The sequence below is a fragment of the Streptomyces sp. NPDC052299 genome, from assembly GCF_040679335.1.
Classification (GTDB): Bacteria; Actinomycetota; Actinomycetes; order Streptomycetales; family Streptomycetaceae; genus Streptomyces.
This window is the reverse complement of record NZ_JBFAUP010000016.1, coordinates 144,404-169,805: the sequence shown is the minus strand read 5'-3', so window position 1 is coordinate 169,805 and position 25,402 is coordinate 144,404. Positions and strand designations below refer to the sequence as shown.

Annotated in this window: 23 protein-coding genes; 14 read left to right on the top strand and 9 right to left on the bottom strand. The window is 70.0% G+C overall.

Annotated features, from left to right (window positions below; translation table 11 throughout):
• The first annotated feature begins 26 nt into the window (after positions 1–26).
• From AB0L33_RS26020 to AB0L33_RS26010, 3 genes are all read left to right on the top strand, one after another.
• On the top strand, positions 27–1,295 hold the full coding sequence (locus AB0L33_RS26020; protein ID WP_365685269.1) for a histidine kinase: 1,269 nt from the start codon (positions 27–29) through the stop codon (positions 1,293–1,295).
• Complete coding sequence (locus tag AB0L33_RS26015; protein WP_365685267.1) at positions 1,292–1,987, top strand: response regulator transcription factor; 696 nt, start codon at positions 1,292–1,294, stop codon at positions 1,985–1,987. The genes AB0L33_RS26020 and AB0L33_RS26015 overlap by 4 nt, the downstream gene beginning before the upstream one ends.
• A 174-nt stretch (positions 1,988–2,161) precedes the next feature.
• A complete protein-coding gene (locus AB0L33_RS26010) occupies positions 2,162–5,311 on the top strand; it encodes an efflux RND transporter permease subunit (RefSeq protein WP_365685265.1) in 3,150 nt (1,049 codons plus the stop codon).
• Positions 5,312–5,399: 88 nt separating this feature from the next.
• Here the strand turns inward: AB0L33_RS26010 and AB0L33_RS26005 are convergent, their stop codons facing one another.
• The 4 genes from AB0L33_RS26005 to AB0L33_RS25990 all read right to left on the bottom strand — a co-directional run bounded on the left by AB0L33_RS26005 (position 5,400) and on the right by AB0L33_RS25990 (position 9,002).
• Positions 5,400–7,625 (bottom strand): tetratricopeptide repeat protein, encoded by a 2,226-nt coding sequence (locus AB0L33_RS26005; RefSeq protein ID WP_365685263.1) that lies wholly within the window; start codon positions 7,623–7,625, stop codon positions 5,400–5,402.
• A gap of 150 nt (positions 7,626–7,775) precedes the next feature.
• Positions 7,776–7,970 (bottom strand): DUF397 domain-containing protein, encoded by a 195-nt coding sequence (locus AB0L33_RS26000; RefSeq protein WP_365685261.1) that lies wholly within the window; start codon positions 7,968–7,970, stop codon positions 7,776–7,778.
• A 13-nt stretch (positions 7,971–7,983) separates the two neighbouring features.
• A complete protein-coding gene (locus tag AB0L33_RS25995) occupies positions 7,984–8,178 on the bottom strand; it encodes a DUF397 domain-containing protein (protein ID WP_365685259.1) in 195 nt (64 codons plus the stop codon).
• Positions 8,157–9,002 carry a helix-turn-helix transcriptional regulator gene (locus AB0L33_RS25990; protein ID WP_365685257.1) on the bottom strand — a complete coding sequence of 282 codons (846 nt, stop codon included), beginning with the start codon at positions 9,000–9,002 and terminating at the stop codon, positions 8,157–8,159. The genes AB0L33_RS25995 and AB0L33_RS25990 overlap by 22 nt, the downstream gene beginning before the upstream one ends.
• Before the next feature lie 177 nt (positions 9,003–9,179).
• Between AB0L33_RS25990 and AB0L33_RS25985 the strand changes: the two genes are divergently transcribed.
• Positions 9,180–9,518, top strand: coding sequence for a hypothetical protein (locus AB0L33_RS25985; protein WP_365685255.1), 339 nt, complete (start codon positions 9,180–9,182; stop codon positions 9,516–9,518).
• A gap of 83 nt (positions 9,519–9,601) precedes the next feature.
• Here the strand turns inward: AB0L33_RS25985 and nadA are convergent, their stop codons facing one another.
• Positions 9,602–10,810 carry a quinolinate synthase NadA gene (nadA, locus tag AB0L33_RS25980; RefSeq protein WP_365685254.1) on the bottom strand — a complete coding sequence of 403 codons (1,209 nt, stop codon included), beginning with the start codon at positions 10,808–10,810 and terminating at the stop codon, positions 9,602–9,604.
• A 234-nt stretch (positions 10,811–11,044) separates the two neighbouring features.
• On the opposite strand from nadA, the gene AB0L33_RS25975 reads away from it, so the two are divergent.
• A complete protein-coding gene (locus AB0L33_RS25975; RefSeq protein ID WP_018103583.1) occupies positions 11,045–11,401 on the top strand; it encodes an iron-sulfur cluster assembly accessory protein in 357 nt (118 codons plus the stop codon).
• Between the two features lie 78 nt (positions 11,402–11,479).
• Here the strand turns inward: AB0L33_RS25975 and AB0L33_RS25970 are convergent, their stop codons facing one another.
• Together AB0L33_RS25970 and AB0L33_RS25965 are read right to left on the bottom strand one after the other, a co-directional pair.
• Positions 11,480–12,895 carry a hypothetical protein gene (locus AB0L33_RS25970; protein ID WP_365685252.1) on the bottom strand — a complete coding sequence of 472 codons (1,416 nt, stop codon included), beginning with the start codon at positions 12,893–12,895 and terminating at the stop codon, positions 11,480–11,482.
• A gap of 113 nt (positions 12,896–13,008) precedes the next feature.
• Positions 13,009–13,203, bottom strand: coding sequence for a hypothetical protein (locus tag AB0L33_RS25965; RefSeq protein WP_365685250.1), 195 nt, complete (start codon positions 13,201–13,203; stop codon positions 13,009–13,011).
• Positions 13,204–13,359: 156 nt separating this feature from the next.
• Between AB0L33_RS25965 and AB0L33_RS25960 the strand changes: the two genes are divergently transcribed.
• Positions 13,360–14,334 carry a carbohydrate kinase family protein gene (locus AB0L33_RS25960; RefSeq protein WP_365685249.1) on the top strand — a complete coding sequence of 325 codons (975 nt, stop codon included), beginning with the start codon at positions 13,360–13,362 and terminating at the stop codon, positions 14,332–14,334.
• An 8-nt stretch (positions 14,335–14,342) separates the two neighbouring features.
• On the opposite strand, the gene AB0L33_RS25955 is transcribed toward AB0L33_RS25960, so the two are convergent.
• Positions 14,343–15,725 (bottom strand): aminotransferase class V-fold PLP-dependent enzyme, encoded by a 1,383-nt coding sequence (locus tag AB0L33_RS25955; RefSeq protein WP_365685247.1) that lies wholly within the window; start codon positions 15,723–15,725, stop codon positions 14,343–14,345.
• A gap of 267 nt (positions 15,726–15,992) precedes the next feature.
• On the opposite strand from AB0L33_RS25955, the gene coxB reads away from it, so the two are divergent.
• The 4 genes from coxB (at position 15,993) to AB0L33_RS25935 (ending at position 20,465) form a co-directional block, all read left to right on the top strand.
• A complete protein-coding gene (coxB, locus tag AB0L33_RS25950; protein ID WP_365685245.1) occupies positions 15,993–16,955 on the top strand; it encodes a cytochrome c oxidase subunit II in 963 nt (320 codons plus the stop codon).
• Positions 16,952–18,688, top strand: a complete 1,737-nt coding sequence (gene ctaD, locus AB0L33_RS25945; RefSeq protein WP_365685243.1) for a cytochrome c oxidase subunit I — start codon at positions 16,952–16,954, stop codon at positions 18,686–18,688. Before coxB ends, ctaD begins: the two co-directional genes overlap by 4 nt.
• Positions 18,685–19,083, top strand: a complete 399-nt coding sequence (locus AB0L33_RS25940; RefSeq protein ID WP_161211143.1) for a cytochrome c oxidase subunit 4 — start codon at positions 18,685–18,687, stop codon at positions 19,081–19,083. The genes ctaD and AB0L33_RS25940 overlap by 4 nt, the downstream gene beginning before the upstream one ends.
• Positions 19,084–19,208: 125 nt before the next feature.
• The gene (locus tag AB0L33_RS25935) at positions 19,209–20,465 is read left to right on the top strand and encodes an Ig-like domain-containing protein (protein ID WP_365685242.1); all 1,257 of its coding nucleotides are present in this window, start codon (positions 19,209–19,211) and stop codon (positions 20,463–20,465) included.
• A gap of 23 nt (positions 20,466–20,488) precedes the next feature.
• Here the strand turns inward: AB0L33_RS25935 and AB0L33_RS25930 are convergent, their stop codons facing one another.
• A complete protein-coding gene (locus tag AB0L33_RS25930; protein ID WP_365685239.1) occupies positions 20,489–20,890 on the bottom strand; it encodes a hypothetical protein in 402 nt (133 codons plus the stop codon).
• A 202-nt stretch (positions 20,891–21,092) separates the two neighbouring features.
• On the opposite strand from AB0L33_RS25930, the gene AB0L33_RS25925 reads away from it, so the two are divergent.
• From AB0L33_RS25925 to AB0L33_RS25910, 4 genes are all read left to right on the top strand, one after another.
• On the top strand, positions 21,093–21,713 hold the full coding sequence (locus AB0L33_RS25925) for a heme-copper oxidase subunit III (RefSeq protein WP_026171689.1): 621 nt from the start codon (positions 21,093–21,095) through the stop codon (positions 21,711–21,713).
• 62 nt (positions 21,714–21,775) lie between these two features.
• Positions 21,776–22,585, top strand: a complete 810-nt coding sequence (locus tag AB0L33_RS25920) for a c-type cytochrome (RefSeq protein ID WP_365685236.1) — start codon at positions 21,776–21,778, stop codon at positions 22,583–22,585.
• Positions 22,582–23,637: a Rieske 2Fe-2S domain-containing protein gene (locus AB0L33_RS25915; RefSeq protein ID WP_365685234.1), complete on the top strand. Its 1,056-nt coding sequence runs from the start codon at positions 22,582–22,584 to the stop codon at positions 23,635–23,637. The genes AB0L33_RS25920 and AB0L33_RS25915 overlap by 4 nt, the downstream gene beginning before the upstream one ends.
• Positions 23,634–25,280 carry a cytochrome bc complex cytochrome b subunit gene (locus AB0L33_RS25910; protein WP_365685233.1) on the top strand — a complete coding sequence of 549 codons (1,647 nt, stop codon included), beginning with the start codon at positions 23,634–23,636 and terminating at the stop codon, positions 25,278–25,280. Before AB0L33_RS25915 ends, AB0L33_RS25910 begins: the two co-directional genes overlap by 4 nt.
• Positions 25,281–25,402: the final 122 nt, after the last annotated feature.

The following is a 25,402-nucleotide window of genomic DNA, read 5'->3' as shown; positions in this document are numbered from 1 at the left end:
TCCGGCACGCCGTAACGTAGCCCGACGTGACCACCCTCGGAACCGGGGTCCTGCGCGTCCGCCACTGGCTGCGCGCCCACCCCCTCGCGCTGGACGGCGCGCTCGCCCTCGGCGTGCTCGTGGCCATGGTCTTCGCGTCGTTCGTGGACCCCGGCGGCCACGACGGGCCCACCTTCGGCGCCCGCACCCCCGCCGCGAGCAGCCTGCTGCTGATGCTGCTCAGCGCGCTGGCCCTGATCCGGCGGCGCCGCGAACCGATGGCGGTGCTCGCCGCCACCGGGGCGCTGACCGTCGTGGAACTGGTCACCGCGGACCCGCCGGCCCCCGTCGTGATGAGCTCCGTCATCGCGCTGTACACCGTCGCCGCCCGCACCGACCGGCCCACCACCTGGCGGGTCGGGCTGCTCACCATGGCCGCGCTCACCGCCGCCGCCATGCTCTTCGGCTCGCCGCCCTGGTACAGCCAGGAGAACCTGGGCGTCTTCGCCTGGACCGGGATGGCCGGGGCGGCGGGCGACGCGGTCCGCTCACGGCGCGCCTTCGTCGACGCGATCCGGGAGCGCGCCGAACGGGCCGAACGGACCCGCGAGGAGGAGGCCCGCCGCCGGGTCGCCGAGGAACGGCTGCGCATCGCCCGCGACCTGCACGACGTCGTCGCCCACCACATCGCCCTGGTCAACGTGCAGGCCGGGGTCGCCGCCCACGTCATGGACAAGCGCCCCGACCAGGCCAAACAGGCCCTCGCCCACGTCCGCGAGGCGAGCCGGTCCGCGCTCAACGAGCTACGGGCCACCGTCGGCCTGCTCCGCCAGTCCGGCGACCCCGAGGCGCCCACCGAACCGGCCCCCGGCCTCGCGGTCCTCGGCCAGCTCGTGGAGAGCGTGCGCCAGGCGGGGCTGCCCGTCGAGGTGGCCTGCGCCGCCGAGGGCGAGCCGCCGCTGCCCTCGGCCGTCGACCTGGCCGCGTACCGGGTGATCCAGGAGGCGCTGACCAACGTCCGCAAGCACGCGGGCCCGGGCGCCAAGGCGGAGGTGAGCGTCGTACGGGTCGGGACCACGGCCGAGGTCATGGTCCTGGACAACGGCCGCGGGAACGCCGCGGGCGCCGACTCCTCCTCCGGCGGCGGCCACGGCCTGCTCGGGATGCGGGAACGCGTCACCGCCCTGGGCGGCACCCTCACCGCGGGTCCCCGCTACGGGGGCGGATTCCGGGTCCATGCGATCCTGCCCGTCGAGGCCCGCGCGCAGGAGCCCGGTCGGCCGGGCACGGCGGGCCGGACGGGGGAGAACGCATGACACCGGCCATCAAGGTCCTGCTCGCCGACGACCAGGCGCTGCTGCGCAGCGCGTTCCGGGTGCTGGTCGACTCGGAGCCCGACATGCGGGTGGTGGGCGAGGCGGCGGACGGGGCCGAGGCCGTGGAGGTGGCCCGCGCCGAGCGGCCCGACGTGGTGCTGATGGACATCCGGATGCCCGGCACGGACGGACTCGCCGCCACCCGCATGATCAGCGCCGACCCGGACCTCGCGGACGTCCGCGTGGTCATGCTCACCACCTTCGAGGTGGACGAGTACGTGGTGCAGTCGCTGCGCGCCGGGGCCTCGGGCTTCCTCGGCAAGGGCGCCGAGCCGGACGAACTCCTCAACGCGATCCGGATTGCCGCGGGGGGCGAGGCGCTGCTCTCACCGGCCGCGACCAAGGGCCTGATCGCCACGTTCCTCGCGCAGGGCGGCGGCGGGGCGGGCGAGGGGCCGGGGGCGGCTGCGTACGCGGAGCGGCTGGCGGCCCTCACCACCAGGGAGCGCGAGGTGCTGGTCCTGGTCGCGGGCGGGCTGTCCAACGACGAGATCGCGGAGCGCCTGGTCGTCAGCCCCCTCACCGTGAAGACCCACGTGAACCGGGCGATGGCGAAGCTGGGCGCCCGGGACCGCGCACAACTCGTGGTAATCGCGTACGAATCGGGCCTGGTGCGCCCACGGGTGGAGTGAGGGTGCAGCCGGGGCGTACTCCACCTGCGGTATGCGCGGCGTGAGAAAGCGACCCTGGGGCCGAGGACTTTCGTCCCGGGCATCGGCGATCGTATAGGCGGGCGGGATCTGTCCCCCGGGCACGACCCGGCATCCCGCCCGCCTGCCGCGTAAGCCACAGAAAGAGACCCACCCATGTCCTGGCTGTCCAGATTCAGCCTCGCGCAAAGGGCCCTGATCGGTCTGATCTCGATCGTCGCGCTCGTCTTCGGAGCGATCGCGATCCCGCAGCTCAAGCAGCAGCTGCTGCCCACCATCGAACTGCCGATGGTGTCGGTGCTCGCCCCCTACCAGGGTGCGTCCCCCGATGTGGTCGAGAAGCAGGTCGTCGAACCGCTCGAGAACTCCATCAAGGCCGTCGACGGCGTCACCGGCATCACGTCGAAGGCCAGCGAGGGCAACGCCGTCATCATGGCGACCTTCGACTTCGGTGACGAGGGCACCAAGCAGCTCGTCGCCGACATCCAGCAGGCCGTGAACCGGGCCCGCATCCAGCTGCCCGACGACGTCGACCCGCAGGTCATCGCCGGTTCGACGGACGATATCCCGACCGTCGTCCTCGCCGTCACCTCGGACAAGGACCAGCAGGCGCTGGCCGACCAGCTGGACCGCACCGTCGTCCCCGCCCTGGAGGACATCGACGGCGTCGGCCAGGTCTCCGTCGACGGTGTGCGCGACCTCCAGGTCACGGTCACCCCGGACGACAAGAAGCTCGCCGCGGCCGGACTCAACGCCACCGCGCTCTCCCAGGCCCTCCAGGCGGGCGGCGCGACCGTCCCCGCCGGTGCCTTCTCGGAGTCCGGCAAGAGCCGCACCATCCAGGTCGGCGGCGCCTTCACCACGCTGAAGCAGATCGAGGACCTGCGGGTCACCGGTCAGAACCCGGCCACCGGCAAGCCCGGCAAGCCGGTCCGCCTCGGTGACATCGCGACGGTGAAGCAGGAGCCCGCCACCGCGGACTCCATCACCCGCACCAACGGCCGCCCGAGCCTCGCCGTGATGGCGACGATGGACAAGGACGGCAGCGCCGTCGCCATCTCGGACGCCGTCAAGGACAAGCTCCCGGACCTGCGCCAGGACCTCGGCTCCGGCGCCGAGCTGACCGTCGTCTCGGACCAGGGCCCGGCCGTCTCCAAGGCGATCTCCGGCCTGACCACCGAGGGCGCGCTCGGCCTGGTGTTCGCGGTCATCGTGATCCTGGTCTTCCTGGCCTCGCTGCGCTCCACCCTGGTCACCGCGGTCTCCATCCCGCTCTCCGTGGTCCTCGCGCTGATCGTGCTCTGGACCCGCGACCTGTCGCTCAACATGCTGACGCTGGGCGCGCTCACCATCGCGATCGGCCGGGTCGTGGACGACTCGATCGTCGTCCTGGAGAACATCAAGCGCCACCTCGGCTACGGCGAGGAGCGCCAGTCGGCGATCATCACCGCGGTCAGGGAGGTGGCCGGAGCGGTCACCTCGTCCACCCTCACCACCGTCGCCGTCTTCCTGCCGATCGGTCTCGTCGGCGGCATGGTCGGCGAGCTGTTCGGTTCGTTCTCGCTGACCGTCACCGCGGCCCTGCTGGCCTCGCTGCTGGTCTCGCTGACCGTGGTCCCCGTCCTGTCGTACTGGTTCCTGCGCGCCCCCAAGGGCACCGCCGAGGACCCGGAGAAGGCGCGGCGCGAGGCCGAGGAGAAGGAGGCGCGCAGCCGCCTGCAGCGGATCTACGTGCCGGTGCTGCGGTTCGCCACCCGGCGCCGTATCACCAGTATTGTCATCGCCTTCGTCGTCCTCTTCGGCACGTTCGGCATGGCGCCCCTGCTGAAGACCAACTTCTTCGACCAGGGCGAGCAGGAAGTCCTGTCCATCAAGCAGAAGCTCGACCCGGGCACCAGCCTCGCGGCCTCCGACGAGGCGGCGAAGAAGGTCGAGAAGCTCCTCGCCGACGACGAGGGCGTCAAGGACTACCAGGTCACGGTCGGTTCGTCCGGCTTCATGGCCGCCTTCGGCGGCGGCACCGGCTCCAACCAGGCGTCCTACCAGGTCACCCTGAAGGACTCCGCCGAGTTCGAGGCCACCCAGGACCGCATCGAGAAGGGTCTCGCCGAGCTCGACGGCATCGGCGACACCACCATCAGCGCGGGCGACGGCTTCGGCAGCCAGGACCTGAGCGTCGTGGTGAAGGCCGCCGACGCGGACACCCTGAAGAAGGCGTCCGAGCAGGTCCGCGCCGAGGTCGCCAAGCTCAAGGACGTCACCGACGTCCAGAGCGACCTGGCGCAGAGCGTCCCGCGGATCGCGGTCAAGGCCAACGAGAAGGCCGCCGACGCCGGTTACACCCAGGCCACGCTCGGCGCGGCCGTCGCCGGAGCGGTGCGGGGCACCCCCTCCGGCAAGGCGATGATGGACGACACCGAGCGCGACGTCGTCGTGAAGTCGGCCCACCCGGCCACCACCATGCAGGAGCTGAAGGACCTTCCGCTCGGCAAGGTGAAGCTCGGCACCATCGCCGACGTGAAGCTGGTCCCCGGCCCGGTCTCCATGACCCGGATCGACGGCCAGCGCGCGGCGACCATCACCGCCCGGCCCACCGGCGACAACACCGGTGCGGTCAGCACCACGCTCCAGACGAAGATCAAGGCCCTGGACCTCCCGGACGGCGCCACCGCCACCATCGGCGGTGTCTCCGAGGACCAGGACGACGCCTTCAAGAACCTGGGCCTGGCCATGCTGGCGGCCATCGCGATCGTCTTCATGCTGCTGGTCGCCACCTTCCGGTCGCTGATCCAGCCGCTGATCCTGCTGGTCTCCATCCCGTTCGCCGCCACCGGCGCGATCGGCCTGCTCGTCGTCACCGGCACCCCGATGGGCGTTCCGGCGATGATCGGCATGCTGATGCTGATCGGCATCGTGGTCACCAACGCGATCGTGCTGATCGACCTCATCAACCAGTACCGGGCCCGGGGCCTGGGCGTGGTCGAAGCGGTCGTGGAGGGCGGGCGCCACCGTCTGCGCCCGATCCTGATGACGGCCCTGGCGACGATCTTCGCCCTGCTCCCGATGGCGCTCGGCGTCACCGGCGAGGGCGGCTTCATCTCGCAGCCGCTGGCCGTCGTCGTCATCGGCGGTCTGATCACCTCGACCCTGCTGACGCTCCTCCTGGTGCCGACGCTGTACGCGATGGTGGAGCTCCGCAAGGAACGCCGCCGGAACAAGAAGGCCGCCAAGCGGGCCGCGAAGGCCGGCGTCCCGGCCCCGGCGGAGGCGCGGGAGTCCGGCGAACCGGAGCCGACGAGGGCCTGACCGGCCCGGCCCGATTCACCCGGCGACACCAGGGGCCCGGCCCGCACGCTCGTGCGGACCGGGCCCCTTCGCGTGGTGCGGATGACCGTCAGGCCGCCCCGCCGAGCGCCTTGATCATGCGGAGCCACAGCTCCCCGTACGGCTCGGCGTACCGGACGCTGAGGTCCGCGATCTCCCGCACCAGCCGGGCCCGGATCTCCTCCGGCGCACGCGGGATCAGCTCGGCCAGCTCCTCCGGCTCGATGCCCTGGACGGCCCCCGAGAGGACCATGCTCACCTGGGCGTGCGTGAAGGAGGACAGCCGGTCCTCGAAGACCTGCCCCTCGATGGCGGCCGCGTGCATCAGGGACGTGCCGTCACCGGCCTCCAACGACCGCTCCACGTAGGCCTGGAGCGCGTCCCGGTCCTCCACCAGCGCATAGGCGGCGTCCATCCCCTCCGTACGGGAGACGTCCAGGACGGCGACGTGCGACAGCGGGGTGTCCGGGGACGGCCGGACCTGGAGCAGGCGCGGGTGGTCCTCCAGGTAGGCCCGCGACTCGGCCCAGGACGCGCAGCCCACCCACTCGGTGAGCTGCCCCGAGAGGATCAGCGGATCGTAGGCGGAGGTCACGCCGTGGTCGAGGACGAACTCGCGGAGCGCGGCGTGCTGCTGGGCGGTGGCCGGGTCGAGGAGCGCCAGTTCTTCGAGCGCCGCCGCGGCCTCCTCGCTGCCGAGCGTGTCGGCGTACCGGGACCAGAGATCGCGCGACGCGGTCCAGTCGGGCGCGAACATCCAGGTGCCCACCGCCTCCAGCGTCGCGGCGGACAGCGAGAGCCAGTCGGGCGCGGGGCCGTGCGTCTCCGCCTCCCAGGCCGCACGCACCGCCTCCCGGTCGCCGTGGGCGCGCAGTGCCCGCCGGGCCCGTACGGTGACCAGGTCCGGGCCGTCCTCCGGTTCGAGACCGGCGTCCCGCCCGAGGAACGACACGAGTGCGCGTACGCCCTCCGAGGGCAGCGGGTCGGGGCAGTCCAGCAGGAAGATGCTCCGCTCGACGCCGAGGCGCCGGGTGGTCACGGGATGGGTCCCGGCGAACTCGGCCGCGGTGCTCGTGTACGCCTCGGCCGCCGAGGCGTGGTCACCGGTACGGGCGAGCGCGCGGGCCAGGTCCCCGACCGTGTGCGCCAGGTCGTCCGCGAAGGCGCGCGGGTTCTCCACGGTCACGGCGCGGTACGCGGCGACCGCCTCCCGTGCCGTGTCCACGGCGCCTTGGTGGTCCTCGTTCATCCCGCGCAGCTTGGCGAGGTTCCGCAGGGCGAGCGCCAGCTCGGGGAGGTGGGCGCCGCTCTGCTCCTCCGCGAGGAGGCGCCAGAGGTCCACCCCTTCCCGGGCGGCCGGCAGAGCCTCTGCCGGGCTGCCGGTGTCGGCGAGATTCTGGGCCAGGGCGCCGAGGGCTCCCGCGAGGGTGGGGCGCAGGCCGGGCGCTTCCGGGACGAGTTCACGCAGGAGCGCGACGGCCTCCCTCGCGACCGACAGCCCTTCGTCCGGCTCCCCGACCCGGTTCAGGTGGGCGGCGAGGTCGGCGAACGCGGTGGCCAGCTCCGGGCGGTGGACGGCGGGTTGCAGCACGGCGAGTTCCCGGCGGCAGGCGACCGTCTTCAGGCCCGCCGAGACCGCCCCCGACAGATCGCCCAGGTGTGCGCGGTGGTTGCCGACGGTGCGGAGGACCGTCGCGTACTCCGGGAGGAACGCCTCCCGGTCCTCGGCGACGAGGCGTTCGTAGAGCCCGGCGGCCTCCTCGGCGTGCGTCAGGGCCTCCGCGGGCTCACCGTCGGCGGTCAGATGCGTCGCCAGGCCGCTGAGCATCGCGGCCAGCCCGGGGAGGCCGGCCGAGGGCGTGCTCTTGACGACTTCGCGCTGGAGCTGGATGGCCTGGCGCGCGAAGAGCACCGCCGTGGTGCGGTCCCCGGTGGCGGCGGTCTTGTCGGCCATGGACGTCAGGGACCGGGCGAGATCCGGGCGGAAGAGCTCCGGGTCCTCCTGGGAGAGTGCGGCGAACGTACGCGCGGCCTCGCGTGCGTGGGCGAGCGCGCCCTCGTGGTCCCCGGTGGCCGAGAGCCGGTCGGCCAGATCGTGGAGTGCCGTGGCCAGTTCCTGCCGGTGCGCGGCGGCCGGGTCGCGCGCGGCGAGCTCCCGGCAGATCTCCACGGCCTCCCGCGCGGGCGCCACGGCTCCCGCGAGATCGCTCCGCGCCGTTCCTACGGGCTCGCGCTCCCCGCCATCGACCGTTCCCACCTCATACGCCATCCCGGCGCCCGCCTTTCCGTGACTCATGCCGCCGAAGAGGACAGCAGCGTAGGCACGGATGGGGCGCCTCGGGGCCGGTCCGGACAAACGTGGCTCTTTCCGGTGCTCGGGTGATAAGGAGACGGCCTGTCCCGCACGCGCGTGTGGGACAGGCCGCCGATGTGCTTTTCCAGGGCCCTACTTGAGGGACGAGACGAACCCGCTCCAGGCGGCGGCCTTGACGACGAGCGCGGGGCCGGTTGGGTTCTTGCTGTCGCGGACGGGGACGAGGCCGGGGAAGTCGTCGCTGATCTCGACGCATTCGCCCCCGTTGGAATTGCTGTAGCTGCTGCGGCGCCAGTGGGCGGAACTCAGCTCGGGGGAGTGAGTCATGGTCCGAAATCCTCTACTTCAGAGACGAGACGAACCCGCTCCACGCGGCGGCCTTGACGACGAGCGCGGGGCCCTGCGGGTTCTTGCTGTCGCGGACGGGGACGAGGCCGGGGAAGTCGTCGCAAATCTCGACGCATTCGCCCCCGTTGGCGTTGCTGTAGCTGCTACGGCGCCAGCGGGCGGAACTCAGCTCGGGGATGTGTCGCACGGTTCGTAGTCCTCCATGATGGTCCGGATCATCTGCGCCGACTCGCGGAGCGAGAGGGCGTTGGCGCGCTGGACCTCGTAGTGCCGCTGCCACTGTGCCACCTTCTCACCGTCCTCGTAGAGGTGCCCTGCCTCGATGCCTTCCTCGTACGCCACTTTCGTGCCGTCGGCGAGGGTGATCAGCGTCAGTGCGCTGCCCATGAGGTAGTGAAGGCCCGCGCTGAACGGCATGACCTGGATACTGCTCTTCGGCGTATCGGCCTGTGCGAGCAAGGAGGCCAGTTGCTCGCGCATCGCGGCAGGGGAGCCCATCCGCCGCCGTAACGCGGCCTCGTCGATGATCGCCCATCGGAAGGGGGCCGAGGCCGACTTCAGCCTCTCCTGCCGCGACATCCGTGCGGCTACACGTTCCTCCACCTGCTCGGTGGTCAAGTCGCGTTGGCAGCGCAGGAATTCGCGCGCGTACGCCTCGGTCTGGAGTAGCCCTGGCAGAGCCTGTGCACCGTACTGCTCTATGAGTACTGCCTGGGCCTCGAAGTTCATGTACCGCCTGTACTTGTCGGGGTGGATCTCCTGCTTGGCGAGCCCGTAGAGCCCCGTGAAGTGCCGGTCCGTCCCGAAGGCGACGTCCAGACAGCTGGGCATGTCCGGCGGGGGCATGAGTTCCGCCGTCTCGATCCGGGCGAGCGTGCTCTTGCTGGAGTTGACGATGTCCGCCAACTGCACGAGGGAGAGGTTCGCGCGCTCGCGATGGCGGCGCAGCTCCGAGCCGAAGTAGTGGCGTGCGGAGGTGAAGGGGGAAAGCGGCTGGGGCCTGAACGTCATGGAGCGGGCCTTCCGTGTGTCCCGGGTTGAACGTCGGGACGCGGCGGCCCTGTTGGGAGGTCCCGCCACAGCGCGACGATTGCGGCACACACCGTAACCAGCGGGTGCGGCCGGGAGCCAGAGTGCTCCCCGAACGGAGGCGGAGACGAGATGATGTTCGATGCGCAGGGGGGCCCGATGCGGTTGCTCCCCTGGGTCGGCGAGAGCGGGACGCCGTGCTACCTGAGCAGCGACGACCCCGGCGGCCGGATGTCGCGGCTGGCCGACGAGGTGGAGACGGACCTGCTCGACTCGGCCCAGTACGTGTTGCGCGAGGCGCGGGCGCTCCTGGCCGAAACGGCCGTGGGCACGCGCGAGTTGAGGTTCACCGGGGTCCGGCTCGCGGAGTCGTTGCAGGACGCCCTGCGGATCGCGGAGAGCCGGGGATACCGATTGGCTCCCGCCTTCACGCCTGCGGAGGCCGGGGAAGCCAGGGCGTGCACGGCGGGCCCGGGGGCCGGTACCGGCGGGGCTTGAACCACTGGCGGCGGAGGCGGCCCGCCTCCGAGGCCGCCGCGCCGGTGTCCCGGGCGCGGCGGCCGTCCGGGCGGGGGCGGCCGTTACGGCAGCGCCAGCATCCGCTCCAGCGCCAGCTTCGCGTACTTCTCCGTCTCCGGGTCCACCACGATCCGGTTGACCTGCTTGCCCTCGGCGAGGGATTCCAGCGTCCAGACCAGGTGCGGCAGGTCGATGCGGTTCATCGTGGAGCAGAAGCAGACCGTCTTGTCGAGGAAGACGATCTCCTTGCCCTCGGGGGCGAAACGGTTCGCCAGGCGGCGGACGAGGTTCAGCTCGGTGCCGATCGCCCACTTCGATCCGGCCGGGGCCGCTTCCAGGGCCTTGATGATGTACTCCGTCGAGCCGACGTAGTCCGCCGCGGCCACGACCTCGTGCTTGCACTCGGGGTGCACCAGCACGTTGACGCCCGGTATGCGCTCGCGGACGTCGTTGACCGAGTCGACCGAGAAGCGGCCGTGCACCGAGCAGTGGCCGCGCCACAGGATCATCTTCGCGTTCCGCAGCTCCTCGGCGGTCAGGCCGCCGTTCGGCTTGTGCGGGTTGTAGAGGACGCAGTCCTCCAGGGACATGCCCATGTCCCGCACGGCGGTGTTGCGGCCCAGGTGCTGGTCGGGCAGGAAGAGCACCTTGGCTGCCGAGGGCTCCCCCTGCTCGAAGGCCCACTCCAGGGCGCGCTTCGCGTTGGACGAGGTGCAGATCGTGCCGCCGTGCCTGCCGGTGAACGCCTTGATGTCGGCGGACGAGTTCATGTACGAGACGGGCACGACCTGCTCGGCGACACCGGCCTCGGTCAGCACGTCCCAGCACTCGGCGACCTGCTCGGCGGTGGCCATGTCGGCCATCGAGCAGCCCGCCGCCAGGTCCGGCAGCACGACCTTCTGGTCGTCGGTGGTCAGGATGTCCGCCGACTCGGCCATGAAGTGCACACCGCAGAAGACGATGTACTCCGCCTCCGGGCGGGCCGCGGCGTCCCGGGCGAGCTTGAAGGAGTCACCGGTCACGTCCGCGAACTGGATGACCTCGTCGCGCTGGTAGTGGTGACCCAGGACGAAGACCTTGTCGCCCAGCTTCTCCTTGGCCGCGCGGGCGCGGGCCACCAGGTCCGGGTCGGACGGGGAGGGCAGGTCGCCGGGGCACTCGACACCGCGCTCGCTCCTGGGGTCGGCGTCGCGGCCCAGCAGGAGCAGGGCGAGCGGCGTCGGCTGGACATCGAGATCCTGGACGGGGTGGGCCGTGGTCACGTCACGCACCCTTTCTTCTGCGGACTTCTCTGTGGAGAAAGCCTTTTCGTCTAATTGACGCTATCTATCATAGCCGCTTCACGTCACTTTGACGATGCCGAAAGCGTCAATGTGACGCATCCGCCCACAGGACGGGTGTGCGAGCATGAAGGGAACAGGCAAGCGCTCGGCCCGGAATGAATCCGCGGCCCCGACGGTTGCAACGTCGGCAAGCAGTCTCCGTACAACCCGGGAGAGAAGCAGATGTCCGTATCGGACGAGACCACCACCGTGAGCGACGGCATCCTCCTGTCCGACGCCGCCGCAGCCAAGGTCAAGGCCCTGCTGGAGCAGGAAGGCCGTGACGACCTGGCGCTTCGCGTCGCCGTCCAGCCCGGCGGCTGCTCGGGCCTGCGCTACCAGCTCTTCTTCGACGAGCGCTCCCTCGACGGCGACGTCGTCAAGGACTTCGACGGCGTGAAGGTCGTCACCGACCGCATGAGCGCCCCGTACCTGGGCGGTGCCTCGGTCGACTTCGTCGACACCATCGAGAAGCAGGGCTTCACCATCGACAACCCGAACGCCACGGGTTCCTGCGCCTGCGGCGACTCCTTCAGCTGAGCCGCGCCACGGCCTCACGACGGCGGCCCCGGGACCTCGGTCCCGGGGCCGCCGTCGGCGTATGTCCTACCGGGCGGCTCAGGCGCGCGGCACCACGGAGCCCGACGCCTCGTCCACGACCTTCCGGCCGTCCAGCGGCCGTTCCAGCGTGACCGTGCGGGTCAGCTCCTTCGCGATCATCACGCAGACCTTGCCCGGGTCCTTCTTCTCCGTCACGGTCACCCGGACCGTGTTTTCGTCCTCACGCGCCGCGGCGGTGTAGGTGCTGCACACCCCGCCCCAGAACGTCACCGCGAGCGTCCGCCCGTCCGCGCTGTACGACTGGACCGCCCGGTCCTTCGTCGTACCGCCGCCGCCCGTGGACTCGCCCGGCACCGGCTCCGGCTTCAGATACTGCGGGTCCACCGCCACCTGCGTGACTGTGTCACCGACGCCCCCGGCCGGCTTCACCGAGAAGATCCAGGACGGTACGAGCAGCTGCTCGCCGCCCGTCGTGTGCACCGCCAGGCCGAAGACCGCCTTCTCCACCGTCACCGTCGTCGAGGGCCGCTCCGCGCCGGTCTTCGCCCCGCAGCCGACCCCGTCCGACAGCGGGGCCGGCGAGGCGCACCCGCCGATCTCCCCGGCCGGTGGCTGCGCCGCGTTGAGCCGCTCCAGCGCCTCGGCCGCGCCGATCACCGGATAGGCGTCGCCCTTCTCCAGGGCCTTCAGCTTTCCGGCGCCCCCGGCCACCTGTCCGTCCGGTCCGACCTGGATGCCGGTCGCCCAGCCGTACGTGGGCAGCCCGTCCACCACCGGATCCGCGTTGACCACCCGGGCCGAGCCCATGACCTGACCGGCGTCCAGCGACGCGCCGCCCTGGCCCGCCGCCTTCAGGACCGGCGCGGCGGCGGCCTTCGCGGTCTTCTCGTCCACCGGCTGCCCGGAGCCGCCCGGGGCCACCGAGCACACGGCCCCCTTCTTGCAGTTGTCCGTCCCGCCGGAGCCGTACCGGGTGAAGGTCCAGCTCCCCGGCGCCTGCTTGTTCACCCGCAGCACCGGACCCGAGCCGTCCCCGTCGGACCCGACCTTCCAGGAGGTGGCCTCGGACTGCGGGGTGCCCGAGAGGCCGAGCGCCTTCGCCAGCCGGGTGACCTCGGCGGCCGTGACCGTGCCCCCGGCGCGCTGGACGGCGGCCTTCTCCGGCCCGTCCGGCAGCTTGCCGGACGCGCGGTAGACCAGCCGCCCGCCGTGCGGATCGGGCTCGCCGGGGGCGATGCCCTCGCGGGAGGGGGCGGTCGGCGTTCCGGCGTCGTCCAGGGCCAGGGGCGGGGGAGTGGAGCCGCCGTCGGCCGCCGTGCTCCGCGTCCCGTCGTCGCCGCCGTCCGCCGCGGTCGCGGCCCAGTACGCTCCGCCGCCACCGGCCAGCAGGACGGCGGCCGCCACCGAGGCCGCGACCAGCGGGGAACGCCGCCGGGTGGTGGTCACGTCGTTGTCGGGTCGCTCGGTGCTCACCGGATCGCTCCTTCGCCTGCTTCGCCGTCGTACGCCCGGCCGGCGCACGGCCCGCCGCGTGGGGCGGACAGAGCTGGGACGGATCAACGAGCCAGCTGGTTCCCGGAGTCTCCCTAGGGCCTCTCCTCCATCGCGTCGAGCAGCCGGGCGGAGGCGGGCGGCACGGTGACGCCGTTGATCAGGGCGGGCGCGACGCGGGCAGGTGCGATCCTCGCGGGGGCCACCCAGTGCGGGGCCATCCGGGCGCAGTCTCCGCGCAGCTCGGCCAGACCGGTCTCGGAGTCGCGCGGGGCGATGTGATTCGGCATACGGCACCGTAGGCACCACGGAGCCCGCGAAGAAAGCCCTACTATCGGGTAGTTTTTCCGCTTCGGGCCGAGCGGGAGCGGGTAGCGTGAACTGTCACGTCACCCCTGGGACGCGGACATCCGTTCCCCTTCGACCTCCGCAGGAGACGTCTCCCCGTGCGTATCGCAGTCACCGGCTCCATCGCCACCGACCACCTCATGACCTTCCCCGGCCGCTTCGCCGACCAGCTGGTCGCCGACCAGCTGCACACGGTCTCGCTCTCCTTCCTGGTCGACAACCTGGACGTACGCAGGGGAGGCGTCGCCGCGAACATCTGCTTCGGCATGGGCCTGCTCGGCACGAAGCCGATCCTGGTCGGAGCGGCCGGCTCCGACTTCGACGAGTACCGCGCCTGGCTCGAACGGCACGGCGTCGACACCAGCGGTGTGCGGATCTCCGAGGTCCTGCACACCGCCCGCTTCGTCTGCACCACGGACGCCGACCACAACCAGATCGGCTCCTTCTACACCGGTGCCATGAGCGAGGCCCGCCTCATCGAGCTCAAGGCCGTCGCCGACCGCGTGGGCGGCCTCGACCTGGTCTCCATCGGCGCCGACGACCCGGAGGGCATGCTCCGCCACACGGAGGAGTGCCGGACGCGCGGCATCCCGTTCGCCGCCGACTTCTCGCAGCAGATCGCCCGCATGGACGGCGACGAGATCCGCATCCTCCTCGACGGCGCCACGTACCTCTTCTCCAACGAGTATGAGAAGGGGCTCATCGAGTCCAAGACCGGCTGGACCGACGAGGAGATCCTCGGCAAGGTCGGCCACCGGGTCACCACGCTCGGCGCCCAGGGCGTGCGCATCGAGCGGGCCGGCGAGGAGCCGATCGAGGTCGGCTGCCCCGAGGAGAACGTCAAGGCCGACCCGACCGGCGTCGGCGACGCCTTCCGGGCCGGATTCCTGTCCGGCCTCGCCTGGGGCGTCGGCCTGGAGCGCGCCGCGCAGGTCGGCTGCATGCTCGCCACCCTCGTCATCGAGACCGTGGGCACCCAGGAGTACACCCTGCACCGCACCCACTTCATGGACCGCTTCACCAAGGCGTACGGCCACGAGGCCGCCGCCGAGGTCCACGCGCACCTCGCCTGAGCACCCCGTCAGGAGAGCCGGCGGACCACATAGGCCGCGCCCCGGTCCGCCGGCTCCTCGCCCACGTACTCCTGCTCGCGCATCGCGCACCAGGCCGGGATGTCCAGCCGGGCCGCCTCGTCGTCGGAGAGCACCGTCACCGTGGCGCCCACCGGCACCCCTCCGATCACCTTTGCGAGCTCGATCACCGGGACCGGGCACCGCTTGCCCAGCGCGTCGACCACCAGCGAGTCGTCCGGGGCGGGGGAGGAGGCCGGGGCCACCGGCGCGTCCAGCTTCTCGCGGACCCCGGCGACCAGGCCCGGCAGCAGCTCCAGGAAGCGGTCGACGTCCTCCTCCGCGGTGCCCCTGGGCAGCGACACGCGGACGTTCCCCTCCGACAGCACGCCCATCGCCTTGAGCACATGGCTCGGCGTCAGCGTGCTGCTCGTGCAGGACGAACCGGACGACACGGAGAAACCGGCCCGGTCCAGCTCCCCGAGCAAGGTCTCCCCGTCGACATAGAGACAGGAGAAGGTCACCAGATGCGGCAGCCGCCGCACCGGATCGCCGACCACCTCCACATCGGGCACCAGGGCGGGCACCCGGGCCCGGATCCGGTCCACCAGCGCCCGCAGCCGGGCCCCCTCCGCCTCCGCCTCCGCCCGCACCGCGCGCAGGGACGCCGCCGCCGCGACGATCGCCGGCAGGTTCTCGAACCCCGGCGCCCGCCCCGACTCCCGCTCGTCCGCGGGCCCCTGGACCGCGAACCGGACCCCCTTGCGCACCGCGAGCAGCCCGACCCCGGCAGGCCCGCCCCACTTGTGCGCGCTGCCCGCCAGCAGCGACCAGCCCTCCGGCACCGGGCCCCAGGCCAGCGACTGCGCCGCGTCCACGAGGAGCGGCACTCCGGCCGCCCGGCAGAGCGCGGCCGCCTCGGCCACCGGCTGCTCGGTGCCCACCTCGTGGCTGGCGGACTGGAGGCAGGCCAGCGCGGTGTCATCGGTGAGCGCCCGCCCGAACGTCTCCGCGTCCACCGCGCCGGTCCGCTCCACCGGGACCCGGGCGACCGTGCCGCCCCGGTCCTCGTGGTCCGCCGCCGCGTGGAGGACCGAGGAGTGTTCGACCGCCGACACCACCAGACGGCGTCCGACACGCCGACGCCCGGCGAGCGCGCCGGAAATTCCGGAATGCACCGCCCGGGTGCCCGAGGAGGTGAAGACGAGCTCGTCGGGACGGCACCCGACGGCCTCGGCCGCCGCCTCCCGGGCCGCGTCGAGGAGCAGCCGGGCACGGCGTCCCTCGCGGTACAGCCGGGCCGGATCGGCCCAGCCCTCGTCCAGTGCGGCAAGCAGCGCCTGGCGGGCGACGGGGTGCAGGGGGGCGGCGGACGCCGCGTCGAAGTAAGGCACCCGGTCACGCTAGCCCGGAGCGCGCCCGCCGCCCCCCACCGCCCGCTCCTCCAGGTGGAGGGGGCGTCAGATGGCGGCCGGAGGCGCGAATTCCACCCCTTCGGGGAGTCGGGCGGCGCGTTGGGCACCCTCCCCGCGCGACCCCAAATAGCGTCCAGTAGGGTTTGGTCCGCATAAACATCCAAACCCCTGCCCGTACAGGGTCGGCGACCGACCAGCGAGACGGCCGCGCCGACCGTGCGGGCGAGACTCTCGGGAAGGCGCTACGTGAGTCCCAACGGCTCCGACCGCTCGTCGCGGCGCCCGATGCGGCGGAAGCTGCCGCAGGTGCTGACTGCGGGCCTGATCCTGGCGACCGCCACCGGTTGCACGTACAAGGACTTCCCCCGCCTTGGTATGCCCAAGCCGGTAACGGAAGAGGCCCCACGGATCCTTTCCCTCTGGCAGGGCTCGTGGGCGGCAGCGCTCGCCACGGGCGTCCTGGTCTGGGGCCTGATCCTGTGGAGCGTCATCTTCCACCGGCGCAGCCGCACCAAGGTGGAGGTACCTCCGCAGACCCGGTACAACATGCCCATCGAGGCGCTGTACACCGTGGTCCCCCTGATCATCGTCTCGGTGCTGTTCTACTTCACCGCCCGGGACGAGACGAAGCTCCTCACGCTCTCCCCGAAGCCCGCCCACACCATCAACGTGGTCGGCTACCAGTGGAGCTGGGGCTTCAACTACATCGAGAACGTGGACGGCTCCGCCGCCACGGGCAACGAGGTCCCCAAGGAGCTCGACGCCATCCCGAACAGGTTCCGCAAGGACTTCCCCAAGGGTGCGGACGGCGTCTACGACGTCGGCATCCCGGGCGACAAGGACGTGGACACCGGTAACCCGGGTCCCACCCTGTGGCTGCCCAAGGGGGAGAAGGTCCGTTTCATCCTGACTTCCCGTGACGTCATCCACTCCTTCTGGGTGGTGCCGTTCCTCATGAAGCAGGACGTCATTCCGGGCCACACCAACGCCTTCGAGGTGACCCCCACCGAGGAGGGCACCTTCCTCGGCAAGTGCGCCGAGCTCTGCGGCGTCGACCACTCGCGCATGCTCTTCAACGTCAAGGTGGTCTCCCCGGAGCAGTATCAGGCGCACCTCAAGGAGCTGGCGAAGAAGGGCCAGACGGGCTACGTGCCGGCCGGCATCGAGCAGACTGACCCGGCCAGGAATGCGGAGACGAACAAACTGTGAGCATCCTCAACGAACCTCAGGGTGCCGCGGCAGCAGACGACTCGTACGAGGACGAGCTGCCGGTCCGGCGCAAGCAGCCGGGAAACGTCGTCGTCAAGTGGCTGACCACCACTGACCACAAGACGATCGGCACGATGTACCTGGTCACATCGTTCGCCTTCTTCTGCATCGGCGGCCTGATGGCGCTCTTCATGCGCGCCGAGCTGGCCCGGCCGGGCACGCAGATCATGTCGAACGAGCAGTTCAACCAGGCGTTCACGATGCACGGCACGATCATGCTGCTGATGTTCGCGACGCCCCTGTTCGCCGGCTTCGCGAACTGGATCATGCCGCTGCAGATCGGCGCGCCCGACGTGGCGTTCCCGCGGCTGAACATGTTCGCGTACTGGCTGTACCTCTTCGGCTCGATCCTCGCGGTGGCCGGCTTCCTCACCCCGCAGGGTGCCGCCGACTTCGGGTGGTTCGCCTACTCCCCGCTCTCGGACGCCGTCCGTTCGCCGGGTGTCGGCGCCGACATGTGGATCATGGGTCTGGCCTTCTCCGGCTTCGGCACGATCCTCGGTTCGGTCAACTTCATCACCACGATCATCTGCATGCGCGCGCCCGGCATGACGATGTTCCGCATGCCGATCTTCGTCTGGAACGTCCTGCTGACCGGTGTGCTGGTCCTGCTGGCCTTCCCGGTCCTGGCGGCCGCGCTGTTCGCCCTGGAGGCGGACCGCAAGTTCGGTGCCCATGTGTTCGACGCGGCCAACGGCGGCGCCTTGCTGTGGCAACACCTCTTCTGGTTCTTCGGCCATCCAGAGGTGTACATCATCGCCCTGCCATTCTTCGGGATCATTTCCGAAGTGATCCCGGTCTTCAGCCGCAAGCCGATGTTCGGTTACATCGGCCTGGTGGCCGCGACGATCTCCATCGCCGGCCTCTCGGTGACCGTGTGGGCGCACCACATGTACGTCACCGGCGGTGTGCTGCTGCCGTTCTTCTCCTTCATGACGTTCCTCATCGCGGTGCCCACCGGGGTGAAGTTCTTCAACTGGATCGGCACGATGTGGAAGGGCTCGCTGTCCTTCGAGACGCCGATGCTCTGGGCGATCGGCTTCCTGATCACCTTCACCTTCGGTGGTCTGACCGGCGTCATCCTGGCCTCGCCGCCGATGGACTTCCACGTCTCCGACTCGTACTTCGTGGTCGCGCACTTCCACTACGTCGTCTTCGGCACCGTGGTGTTCGCGATGTTCTCCGGATTCCACTTCTGGTGGCCGAAGTTCACCGGCAAGATGCTGGACGAGCGGCTCGGCAAGATCACCTTCTGGACGCTGTTCGTGGGCTTCCACGGCACGTTCCTGGTGCAGCACTGGCTGGGCGCGGAGGGCATGCCGCGGCGTTACGCGGACTACCTCGCCGCGGACGGCTTCACCGCGCTGAACACCATCTCGACCATCTCGTCGTTCCTGCTCGGCCTGTCGATCCTGCCGTTCTTCTACAACGTCTGGAAGACCGCCAAGTACGGCAAGAAGATCGAGGTGGACGACCCGTGGGGCTACGGCCGTTCGCTGGAGTGGGCGACTTCCTGCCCGCCGCCGCGGCACAACTTCCTCACGCTGCCCCGTATCCGCTCCGAATCCCCGGCGTTCGACCTGCACCACCCGGAGATCACCGCGCTGGAGCAGCTGGACCACGCCTCCGAGGGTGACAAGGCCCTCGCGGGCGGCAAGGAGGCGGGCAAGTGAAGATCCAGGGCAAGATGTTCCTCGGTCTGGCGCTGTTCATCCTCATCATGGCCATCACGTACGGCGTGTGGTCGAAGGAGCCCGTCGGCACCACCGCGCTGCTCCTGGCGTTCGGCCTGAGCGTCATGATCGGCTTCTACCTGGCCTTTACGGCCCGGCGGGTCGACGCGATGGCGCAGGACAACAAGGAGGCCGACGTCGCGGACGAGGCCGGCGAGGTGGGGTTCTTCTCCCCGCACAGCTGGCAGCCGCTCTCGCTGGCGATCGGCGGTGCCTTCGCCTTCATGGGCGTCGTCTTCGGCTGGTGGCTGCTGTTCTTCTCGGCGCCGCTGCTCCTGGTCGGCCTCTTCGGCTGGGTATTCGAGTACTACCGCGGTGAGAACCGCACCCAGTGAGACCGGTCCGCCGGTAGCACACCGCTCCACCTGACGGGGGGCCGACACTTCGACACGAAGTGGCCGGCCCCCCGTTTGCAGTCGTCCCGCGCGCTGAAACGGACGAATGTTCTTAGCGTGATTCCATGAACCAGACGCCGCGCTTCCGTCCCGTAGTGAGCTGCACTCTGCTGGCCGCGACCTTGGTCGCCGGGGCGGCAGCCTGCGGGAGTTCCGACGATCACCCCCTGTCGTCCCAGCCGTTCGACGCGGCCGACGAGGTGTCCTTCAACACGCCCGACGGCGGCAAGAAGGTCGACCCCGACAAACCGCTGGAGGTCCGGGTCGACGCCGACGACGGCCGGATCACCGACGTATCGGCCGTGGACGCCGCAGGACGGCACCTGGCGGGCGAACTCGACGCCGACGGACACCGGTGGCACTCCACCGCCCCGCTGGCCGCTGGGACCCGTTACACCGTCAAGGTCCGCATGGAGGACGGCGACGGGGCCCCCGGCACCCGCACGATGTCCTTCGACACCGCCAAGGCCACCAAGTTCCTCAAGGTCACCTTCGGCCCCCAGGCGGGCACCTACGGCGTCGGCCAGCCCCTCGTGGCCACGCTCAGCGCCCCCGTCACGGACAACGCCTCACGCGCCACCGTCGAGCGCGGCCTGCGGGTCCGCTCCACGCCCTCGGTCACCGGCTCCTGGTACTGGGTGGACGACAAGACGCTCCACTACCGGCCCAAGGAGTACTGGCCGGCCAAGGCCAGCATCGAAGTCAGCTCCAACCTGACCGGCATAAAGGTCACCAACTCGCTCTACGGGGCCCCCGCCAAGGCGTTGAAGATCACCACGGGGGACCGCATCGAGGCCATCACGGACGCCTCGGAGCACTCCATGACGGTGCTCCGCAACGGCGAGGTGATCAACACCATCCCAGTCACCACGGGCAAACCCGGGTTCGACACGCGCAACGGCGTCAAGGTGGTGCTCGGAAAGGAGCAGTACGTACGTATGCGCGGGGAATCCATCGGGATCGCCGCCGGGTCCTCCGACTCGTACGACCTCGACGTCTACTGGGCCACCCGGGTGACATGGAGCGGCGAATACGTGCACGCCGCGCCGTGGTCCACCGGCTCGCAGGGGTACGCCAACGTCAGCCACGGCTGCACCGGCATGAGCACCAGCGAGGCCGAGTGGTTCTTCAACACCGTGCGCGAGGGCGACATCGTCAGCGTCGTCGGCAGCGACGGCGAGACGATGACGCCCTTCGACAACGGCTACGGCGACTGGAACCTCTCCTGGGCCAAGTGGCAGAAGGGCAGCGCCCTCAACAACGACACCACCGCACCGCGGGTCGACACGGTCAAGGCGGCGCGGCTGCGCCCCCAGGTCTGACCGTGCGGCCGGTCCGTGGGGGCTCAGGCTCCCACGGACAGCCGTGTCCGCAGCAGGGCGGCCAGGGAGTCCGCGAACTCCACCGGCTCCACCGGCAGCGTCACCGCGGCGTCCGCACGGCTCCAGGTGGCCAGCCAGGCGTCCTGCGGGCGCCCGATGAGGACCAGGACCGGCGGGCAGCGGAAGACCTCGTCCTTGATCTGCCGGCAGACGCCCATGCCGCCCGCCGGAGCGGTCTCGCCGTCCAGCACGCAGACGTCGACGCCCCCGTGCTCCAGGGCGTCCAGAACGGCGGGCAGGGTGGCGCACTCCAGGAACTCCACCGGTGGCACGTCCGCCGCGGGCCTGCGCCCTGCTGCCAGCCTCACCTGCTCACGGGTGTGCGCGTTGTCGCTGTAGACCAGGACCGTGGCGGTCGGCTGCATGGTTCCTCCGTGACATCCGTGTCTTCGGGGCACTCGGGGCCCCCGGGGAACGAGAGCCGTCCGATGCGCGGATCGTACTCCGCCCGACAGCGTGTCAGCACCGGTTCGCACAGCCCTTCCATGGGCCGTTCGGGCAGGACACACCCCTCTGACACACCGAACGGCACCCCCCGGAGTGAGGGCGGGATAAGCGACCGACATAATGTCGGTCGTGGCGACAGCAACGACAGTAGAAACCGGGCACGCGCACCCGTCGGTCAATCGACCGAACCTCACCAGCGTCGGAACCATCATCTGGTTGAGCTCCGAGCTGATGTTCTTCGCGGCCCTCTTCGCGATGTACTTCACCCTGCGATCGGTGACCGGACCGGAACACTGGAAGGAAATGGCGTCCGCCCTGAACTTCCCGTTCTCGGCGACGAACACCACGATCCTGGTGCTCTCCTCACTCACCTGCCAGCTCGGCGTCTTCGCCGCGGAGCGGGGCGATGTGAAGAAGCTCCGTGCCTGGTTCGTGATCACTTTCGTGATGGGTTCGATCTTCATCGGAGGCCAGGTCTTCGAGTACACCGAGCTGGTGAAGAAGGACGGCCTCTCGCTGTCCTCCGACCCGTACGGCTCGGTGTTCTACCTGACGACCGGCTTCCACGGTCTGCATGTGACGGGCGGTCTCATCGCCTTCCTGCTCGTTCTGGGCAGGACATACGCGGCCAAGAGGTTCACCCATGAACAGGCGACCGCCGCCATCGTCGTGTCCTATTACTGGCACTTCGTCGATGTCGTGTGGATCGGCCTCTTCGCCACGATCTACATGATCAAGTAACCGGGCCCGAGCCCGAACCACATCCAGCATCGACGCAGAAGATCCTGACACCGGGGTAATCCGTGAAAAAGCTCTCCGCACGACGACGCCATCCGTTGGCGGCGGTCGTCGTACTACTCCTCGCGCTGGCGGCCACCGGGGGGCTGTACGCCGCGTTCGCGCCCGCGAGTAAGGCGCAGGCCGACGACACCGCCCAGTCCCTCGCCATCGACGAGGGCAAGAAGCTGTACTCCGTCGGTTGCGCCAGCTGCCACGGAACCGGCGGTCAGGGCACCTCCGACGGGCCGCAGCTTGTCGGCGTGGGCTCCGCCGCCGTGGACTTCCAGGTCGGTACGGGCCGCATGCCCGCGCAGCAGCCGGGCGCCCAGGTACCGAAGAAGAAGGTCATCTACAGCCAGGCCGAGATCGACCAGCTCGCGGCCTACGTCGCGTCGCTCGGCGCCGGTCCGGTCGTCCCGACCAAGAGCCAGGTCAGCCCCGAGGGCGCCGACATCGCCAAGGGCGGCGACCTGTTCCGTACCAACTGCGCGCAGTGCCACAACTTCACCGGCAAGGGTGGCGCACTGACGCACGGCAAGTACGCGCCCGACCTGGACGGCGTGAGCCCGAAGCACATCTACGAGGCCATGCTGACCGGCCCGCAGAGCATGCCGTCCTTCCCGGACTCGACCATGCCCGAGAAGCAGAAGCGGGACATCATCGCCTACGTCAAGACCGTGAACGGCTCCGAAGCGGAGTCCCCCGGCGGCCTCAGCCTCGGTGGTCTGGGTCCGGTCAGCGAGGGCCTGTTCGGCTGGATCTTCGGTCTGGGCGGTCTGATCGCAGTTGCCATTTGGGTCGCGGCCCACACCGCTAAGGCCAAGAAGTCATGAGTAGCCAAGAGATTCCAGAAGAGAACCTGCCCGAAGAGCAGGGTGCCGCGCACGGCGCGGTGGACCAGGCGCACGACGACCCGTTCGCCGACCCGGGGCTGCCGGCCCACAAGCCGCGCATCCAGGACATCGACGAGCGGGCCGCGAAGCGCTCCGAGCGCACCGTCGCGACCATGTTCCTGTTGTCCATGCTGGCGACGGTGGGCTTCATCGCCTCGTACGTCATCTTCCCGGTCGACAAGATCGTCTTCATCTTCCCGTTCGGTCATGTCAGCGCGCTCAACTTCTCCCTGGGTCTGACCCTGGGGCTGGCGCTCTTCCTGATCGGCGCGGGTGCCGTCCACTGGGCGCGCACCCTGATGTCCGACGTCGAGGTCGCCGACGACCGGCACGCCATCGAGGCGACGCCCGAGGTCAAGGCGAAGGTGCTGTCCGACTTCGCGGACGGCGCCCGGGAGTCCGCGCTCGGCCGGCGCAAGCTGATCCGCAACACCATGTTCGGCGCGCTGGCCCTGGTGCCGCTCTCCGGTGTGGTGCTGCTGCGCGACCTCGGTCCGCTGCCGGAGAAGAAGCTCCGCAAGACCCTGTGGGCCGAGGGCAAGCAGCTCGTCAACATGAACACGATGGAGCCGCTGCGTCCCGAGGACGTGGTCGTCGGTTCGCTGACCTTCGCCATGCCCGAGGGCCTGGAGGAGCACGACGAGGACTTCCAGACGCAGATCGCCAAGGCCGCCCTGATGATCATCCGCATCGAGCCGGACGACATCAAGGACAAGCGCGAGCGCGAGTGGGCGCACGAGGGCATCGTGGCCTTCTCGAAGATCTGCACGCACGTCGGCTGCCCGATCAGCCTGTACGAGCAGCAGACGCACCACGTGCTCTGCCCGTGCCACCAGTCCACCTTCGACCTCTCCGACGGCGCCCGCGTCATCTTCGGTCCGGCCGGCCACGCCCTTCCGCAGCTGCGGATCGGCGTGAACAGCGAGGGCAACCTCCAGGCGCTCGGTGACTTCGAAGAGCCCGTCGGTCCTGCATTCTGGGAGCGCGGATGAGTACTGCGACGAACACACCCGGCGCAGCGGCGCCGGGCAACCGCAAGGCGCCCGCCGGTGAGCGGGTGGCCGACTGGGCCGACGGACGGCTGGGGATCTACTCCCTCGCCAAGGCCAACATGCGCAAGATCTTCCCGGACCACTGGTCCTTCATGCTCGGTGAGATCTGCCTCTACAGCTTCATCATCATCATCCTCACGGGTGTGTACCTGACGCTGTTCTTCCACCCGAGCATGAACGAGGTCGTCTACCACGGCCCGTACGAGCCCATGCAGGGCATCCGGATGTCGGAGGCTTACGCCTCGACGCTGGACATCAGCTTCGACGTCCGCGGTGGTCTGCTGGTCCGGCAGATCCACCACTGGGCCGCGGTCATCTTCCTGGCCGGCATGTTCGTGCACATGATGCGCGTGTTCTTCACCGGCGCGTACCGCAAGCCGCGCGAGATCAACTGGCTGTTCGGCTTCCTGCTGTTCGTCCTCGGCATGTTCACCGGTTTCACCGGTTACTCGCTGCCGGACGACCTGCTCTCCGGTACCGGTGTCCGCTTCACCCAGGGCGCGATCCTGTCGACGCCGATCGTGGGTACGTACATCTCGATGTTCCTGTTCGGCGGGGAGTTCCCCGGCGGCGACATCATCGCGAGGTTCTACTCGATCCACATCCTGCTGCTGCCGGGCATCATGCTCGGGCTCGTGGTCGGCCACCTCATCCTGGTCTTCTACCACAAGCACACCCAGTTCGCGGGTCCCGGACGCACCAACAAGAACGTCGTCGGCATGCCCCTGCTGCCGGTGTACATGGCGAAGGCCGGCGGGTTCTTCTTCCTGGTCTTCGGCTTCATCGCGATCATCGCGGCGATCGCCTCGATCAACCCGATCTGGGCCATCGGCCCGTACCGCCCCGACCAGGTGTCCACGGGCGCCCAGCCGGACTGGTACATGGGCTTCGCCGAGGGCTTCGTCCGTGTGATGCCGGGCTGGGAGATCAACCTCTGGGGCCACACGCTGGTCCTGGGTGTCTTCATCCCGCTCGTCCTGTTCGGTGTGGTGCTCGGTGCGCTGGCCCTGTGGCCGTTCATCGAGTCCTGGATCACCGGCGACAAGCGCGAGCACCACATCCTGGACAAGCCGCGCAACGCGCCGACCCGGACGGCCCTCGGTGTCGCCTGGGTGACGATCTACTTCGTCATGCTGATCGGTGGCGGCAACGACATCTGGGCGACGCACTTCAGCCTCTCGCTCAACTCGATCAGCTGGTTCGTCCGTATCGCCTTCTTCGTCGGCCCGGTCATCTCGTTCATCGTGACCCGGCGGATCTGCCTCGGCCTTCAGCGCCGCGACAAGGAGAAGGTGCTGCACGGCCGCGAGTCCGGGCTCATCAAGCGCCTGCCGCACGGTGAGTTCGTCGAGGTCCACGAGCCGCTGTCGCCGGAGGCCCGGTACAAGCTCACCGCGCACGAGCAGTACAAGCCGCTCGAGATCGGCCCGACGGTCGACGAGAACGGCGTGGAGCGCAAGGTCTCCGCGGTCACCAAGGTTCGGGCGCGGCTCAGCAAGAGCCTGTACGGCGAGAACAACCAGATCGCCAAGCCCACCGCCGAGGAGTACAAGGAGATCACCAGCGGCCACGGCCACCACTGATCACCCGTTCTGATCGCCACGGCGAGAGCCCCGTCCATCCGCTGGACGGGGCTCTTTGCCGTCTCCGGGGCTCGATAGGGTGGAGCCGATCCCTTATCGGCTGTGGACCCCAGGAGCGGACC

Excerpts from the sequence above, each read along its gene's own strand:
- AB0L33_RS26015 (WP_365685267.1), top strand. The coding sequence starts at position 1,292 with ATGACACCGGCCATCAAGGTCCTGCTCGCCGACGACCAGGCGCTGCTG.
- AB0L33_RS26010 (WP_365685265.1), top strand. The coding sequence starts at position 2,162 with ATGTCCTGGCTGTCCAGATTCAGCCTCGCGCAAAGGGCCCTGATCGGT.
- AB0L33_RS26005 (WP_365685263.1), bottom strand. The coding sequence starts at position 7,625 with ATGAGTCACGGAAAGGCGGGCGCCGGGATGGCGTATGAGGTGGGAACG.
- AB0L33_RS26000 (WP_365685261.1), bottom strand. The coding sequence starts at position 7,970 with ATGACTCACTCCCCCGAGCTGAGTTCCGCCCACTGGCGCCGCAGCAGC.
- AB0L33_RS25990 (WP_365685257.1), bottom strand. The coding sequence starts at position 9,002 with ATGACGTTCAGGCCCCAGCCGCTTTCCCCCTTCACCTCCGCACGCCAC.
- AB0L33_RS25985 (WP_365685255.1), top strand. The coding sequence starts at position 9,180 with ATGCGGTTGCTCCCCTGGGTCGGCGAGAGCGGGACGCCGTGCTACCTG.
- AB0L33_RS25975 (WP_018103583.1), top strand. The coding sequence starts at position 11,045 with ATGTCCGTATCGGACGAGACCACCACCGTGAGCGACGGCATCCTCCTG.
- AB0L33_RS25965 (WP_365685250.1), bottom strand. The coding sequence starts at position 13,203 with ATGCCGAATCACATCGCCCCGCGCGACTCCGAGACCGGTCTGGCCGAG.
- AB0L33_RS25935 (WP_365685242.1), top strand. The coding sequence starts at position 19,209 with ATGAACCAGACGCCGCGCTTCCGTCCCGTAGTGAGCTGCACTCTGCTG.
- AB0L33_RS25930 (WP_365685239.1), bottom strand. The coding sequence starts at position 20,890 with ATGCAGCCGACCGCCACGGTCCTGGTCTACAGCGACAACGCGCACACC.
- AB0L33_RS25925 (WP_026171689.1), top strand. The coding sequence starts at position 21,093 with ATGTCGGTCGTGGCGACAGCAACGACAGTAGAAACCGGGCACGCGCAC.
- AB0L33_RS25915 (WP_365685234.1), top strand. The coding sequence starts at position 22,582 with ATGAGTAGCCAAGAGATTCCAGAAGAGAACCTGCCCGAAGAGCAGGGT.
- AB0L33_RS25910 (WP_365685233.1), top strand. The coding sequence starts at position 23,634 with ATGAGTACTGCGACGAACACACCCGGCGCAGCGGCGCCGGGCAACCGC.